The sequence below is a fragment of the Moorena sp. SIO1F2 genome, from assembly GCF_010672755.1.
GTDB lineage: Bacteria > Cyanobacteriota > Cyanobacteriia > Cyanobacteriales > Coleofasciculaceae > Moorena.
This window is the reverse complement of the sequence record NZ_JAAHFV010000158.1, coordinates 11,081-14,303: the sequence shown is the minus strand read 5'-3', so window position 1 is coordinate 14,303 and position 3,223 is coordinate 11,081. Positions and strand designations below refer to the sequence as shown.

General features: G+C 37.8%; 6 protein-coding genes. 5 read left to right on the top strand and 1 reads right to left on the bottom strand.

Features of this window, described 5'->3' with window-relative positions; translation table 11 throughout:
- Nucleotides 1–172 precede the first annotated feature (172 nt).
- A complete protein-coding gene (locus tag F6J94_RS18735) occupies nucleotides 173–1,333 on the bottom strand; it encodes a hypothetical protein (protein WP_293043263.1) in 1,161 nt (386 codons plus the stop codon).
- A 225-nt stretch (nucleotides 1,334–1,558) separates the two neighbouring features.
- On the opposite strand from F6J94_RS18735, the gene F6J94_RS18730 reads away from it, so the two are divergent.
- From F6J94_RS18730 to F6J94_RS18710, 5 genes are all read left to right on the top strand, one after another.
- On the top strand, nucleotides 1,559–1,813 hold the full coding sequence (locus F6J94_RS18730) for a hypothetical protein (RefSeq protein WP_293043260.1): 255 nt from the start codon (nucleotides 1,559–1,561) through the stop codon (nucleotides 1,811–1,813).
- Between the two features lie 167 nt (nucleotides 1,814–1,980).
- Nucleotides 1,981–2,124: a transposase family protein gene (locus F6J94_RS18725; RefSeq protein ID WP_367142236.1), complete on the top strand. Its 144-nt coding sequence runs from the start codon at nucleotides 1,981–1,983 to the stop codon at nucleotides 2,122–2,124.
- 144 nt (nucleotides 2,125–2,268) lie between these two features.
- Entirely contained in the window at nucleotides 2,269–2,448 is a 180-nt protein-coding gene (locus F6J94_RS18720) for a transposase family protein (protein ID WP_367142235.1), read from the top strand.
- 305 nt (nucleotides 2,449–2,753) lie between these two features.
- A complete protein-coding gene (locus tag F6J94_RS18715) occupies nucleotides 2,754–2,861 on the top strand; it encodes a hypothetical protein (RefSeq protein ID WP_293043254.1) in 108 nt (35 codons plus the stop codon).
- Nucleotides 2,851–3,223, top strand: a 373-nt coding sequence (locus F6J94_RS18710) for a calcium-binding protein (protein WP_367142234.1), incomplete at its 3' end; no start/stop codon positions are given. The genes F6J94_RS18715 and F6J94_RS18710, both read left to right, overlap by 11 nt.

Sequence of the window (3,223 nt, the reverse complement as noted above, 5' to 3'; positions counted from 1 at the left end):
TTGTGACTGAGCAATGCCTCTAGTTTAGCCTTACCAATAAATTATCCACTATAATAGGTATCATCCTATAGGTAGAGGAATAATTCCCTTTAACCCCTACAGGTGATCTAAGTTTATGTATTGAGCAGATTAAGCACGGATTTGGGCAAGCCTGTATTTGTTTATACCATTTTCAGCCCATTTCTTCTTCTATATATCTCTTGATTTCCGGGGCTAATTTCCTGAGATTACGTTGAAAGAAGTTATTCAGGGATGAAATTTTAATTTCTAAAGAGTCCGATATCTCTTGCCATTTTTTTCCGTTTAGGTACGCTAACCCTATGACTTGCAAGGTAGCTGAAGGATGGTTTTTGATATGTTTCTGCAAGAGCTTTTCCGGGTCTTCTTTAAAATAGAGTCTGACCTGGTCATACAACGTCAGTTCTGTTTGCGGTTGTGGCACAGTCTCTAGGGGTATCGATTCCCCACTGAGCTCAGACAAGTTTGCGGAAAAAGGCAGAGAGGCTTTAGCCATCTCAAACACTAATGAATCTCCTTTTGTCCGGTCTTTGGCGATTAACTGGGACAACAACAATAATACTATCAGAATTTTAGTAACGTTACTGATCTGGGTCTTGTCTGTAATTAAGCCTTTGATGCTCAGTGTTATCCAAACAATCACATGCTCTAGTTTGGTACCTTTAATCAGAGCACTCAACTGATATTTGATTCTGACAATTTTGCCAGATTGAGCTTGGATAAATGGGTCATTGAGGTCTTGTTGGGCTTTTTGTAACATCTTATCAAAGCGATAATTGACCCAGGCTATAAATTTTCCTTTTTCTCGATTGTAGTGATTGAGGTTTTGATAGACATAATACAATGTCCGATTCACAGCATCATCATAGACCTCAGAGGAAAATTGGCCTCGATGGCAAAGCTTGCCAGAAAGCTTAATGGCATTTAGCAATTCCGTTAAGGCATAAAATCGCTCTGGGGTATGAGGTTGGTGCCGTTGTGCTTCTAGGGCTAGCTGCTGAAGGCGACCCTCGTCGAGTACCTTCTTAAAAAGACTATCCCGCCAAGACCCCCACTCCTGATCAGAAGTCATTTGTAGATATGGGTGTAGATATGGGCTATCAATATCCTCCTCGATTTCATGGTTGAGCTGCTGCTGTACGGTCTGATAGATCTCTAGATAGATGCCAGATAGAGGGTGACCTGGCCGTGGGCGACAAACTTTACGGGTACGCAAAATTTGCTCAACCACTTCTGCCAAAGTCTGGTTCCGCTGTTGATTGTCCCGAGGATAGTGTTGTAGTTTCAGCACCAGCTGTTGAATTTGCTTGTTCATGACCACCGATTAAGAATGCTTGTGTAATTAGCTATCAGGGTAATTTCCAAGTTTTCTGCAATTCGTTACAAAACTTTATATTTGCAATTCGTTACAAAACTTTATATAAAACTGTAGAAAAATTGGATTTTCGGAGTGATTAACATAGTAGACATCTCCAAAAAATAAAAAAACTATATTTGCTTTATGTTATAATGAAAGTTAATTACAATATTTTTTTTTAAAATGATTCCAATTGTCAGCTATATTAAACGTAATCCAAGGTCAACAAAGAGATTGATAGGATTAAGTTATAAACAACTCGAACAACTCATTAATAAAGGTCAGGAATACCACCCGAAAAAAAAGTCAGAACTGGCTAAATCAGAACGGAGATTAATCAAAGCTGGTGGTGGAATAAAAAGCCTTTTAAATACAGAGGAACAAATCATTCTTACCTTGTATTATTTACACAATCATCCTACCTTTGAAATTTTATGAATTCATTTCAATGTCTGCGAATCTACAGCTAACAATGTTTTTCATTATTGGCTCAATATTTTGAGTGATATCTTACCTAGTAGCTTGCTAGAACAAGTAAAAAAAAATCCAAGTGACGAGAAATGGGTCAAGGAAATTTTAACAGAATTCGAATTAATTGTAGATAGCTGCTGGATAGAGAGAGACCTTCGTCTTCCGAAAAACAAAAAAAGTATTACTCCGGTAAAAAGAAAAGGCACACTTTTAAAAATCAAGTTATTACGACTCCAAATGGTCAAGAAATAGTTGATGTTACCGTAGGACATCAATGACATAATAGTGATATTAATTTATGGCGACAACAGTCAAAAAATTTAGACGAAACTCAAAAGTATAGTGGAGATAAAGCTTACTATGGAGAAGACCGAATAAAAACCCCAAAAAAGAAACCAATAAATAAAGAAATGCCGCCATAAATCAAAGAAGATAATAAGAAAAAATCTCGCGAACGAATCTTTGTGGAACATCTGATTAGGGTCATCAAAATTTTTAGAGTTGCTTCCGATAGATTTCGTCTAAACAGCCAAAATTACCAAAAAGTAATTTTGACAGTTTGCGGATTAGTAAGACTGAGAATAGGGGCTTTAATTATTTAGTTATTTTTCTCAAAAAGTGTAATTCTAATTTAGATATTTACTTAGTATTTTTTGGTGTAAATTAGTTTCAATAAATACTTGCAATCCTCATTTTTTCGTTTAAAAATCAAGCATTTGTTAACTATCGCAAACATCTCAAACCTAGTTATGGACTTGCTTAGCAATTCCTGGAGATGTCTAGTGAGGGCAGTCAAAAAGCCTTGATTCTCTTAATCGCAAAACTGATTATAGGGTTCTGTAAGTCATAAAGCAGAACTAATTCTAGCTAAATTTAAAATTTTACTCTAAACTCTAAGAAGAAAACAATGGTAGTAAAATCCGGCGGTCCTGGCAATGATATATTGATTGGTGGACCTGGCAATGATACCCTCCGAGGTCAAGGGGGAGCAGATACATTAATTAATTGGCGGTAGTGGCAATGATTCCCTGGACTCCGATACTCTGGGAACTGTTGATCGAATTGGTGATCTTTTAGATGGCGGTGCGGGTAACGATACACTTCAGGGAGAAGCCGGAAACGATACTCTACTTGGTGGCAGTGGCAATGATAGCCTCACGGGTGATGATTCCACTGTAGATTTTGGCAATGATAGCCTCAATGGTGGTTCGGGAGCTGACACCACCAATGGTGGTTCTGGTAATGATACCATAATCGACGACGATTTTGTGAATTTCGACATCCACAATGGCGGTCTAGGAATCGATACTATCGATTATTCCAATGTCACATTTGGTTCCGGGGTCACCATCAACCTGGCAACTGAGACCACCTCAG

Bases quoted from the DNA above. Each gene is read 5' to 3' on its own strand.
- F6J94_RS18730 (WP_293043260.1), top strand. From the start codon at position 1,559: ATGATTCCAATTGTCAGCTATATTAAACGTAATCCAAGGTCAACAAAG.
- F6J94_RS18715 (WP_293043254.1), top strand. From the start codon at position 2,754: ATGGTAGTAAAATCCGGCGGTCCTGGCAATGATATATTGATTGGTGGA.
- F6J94_RS18735 (WP_293043263.1), bottom strand. From the start codon at position 1,333: ATGAACAAGCAAATTCAACAGCTGGTGCTGAAACTACAACACTATCCT.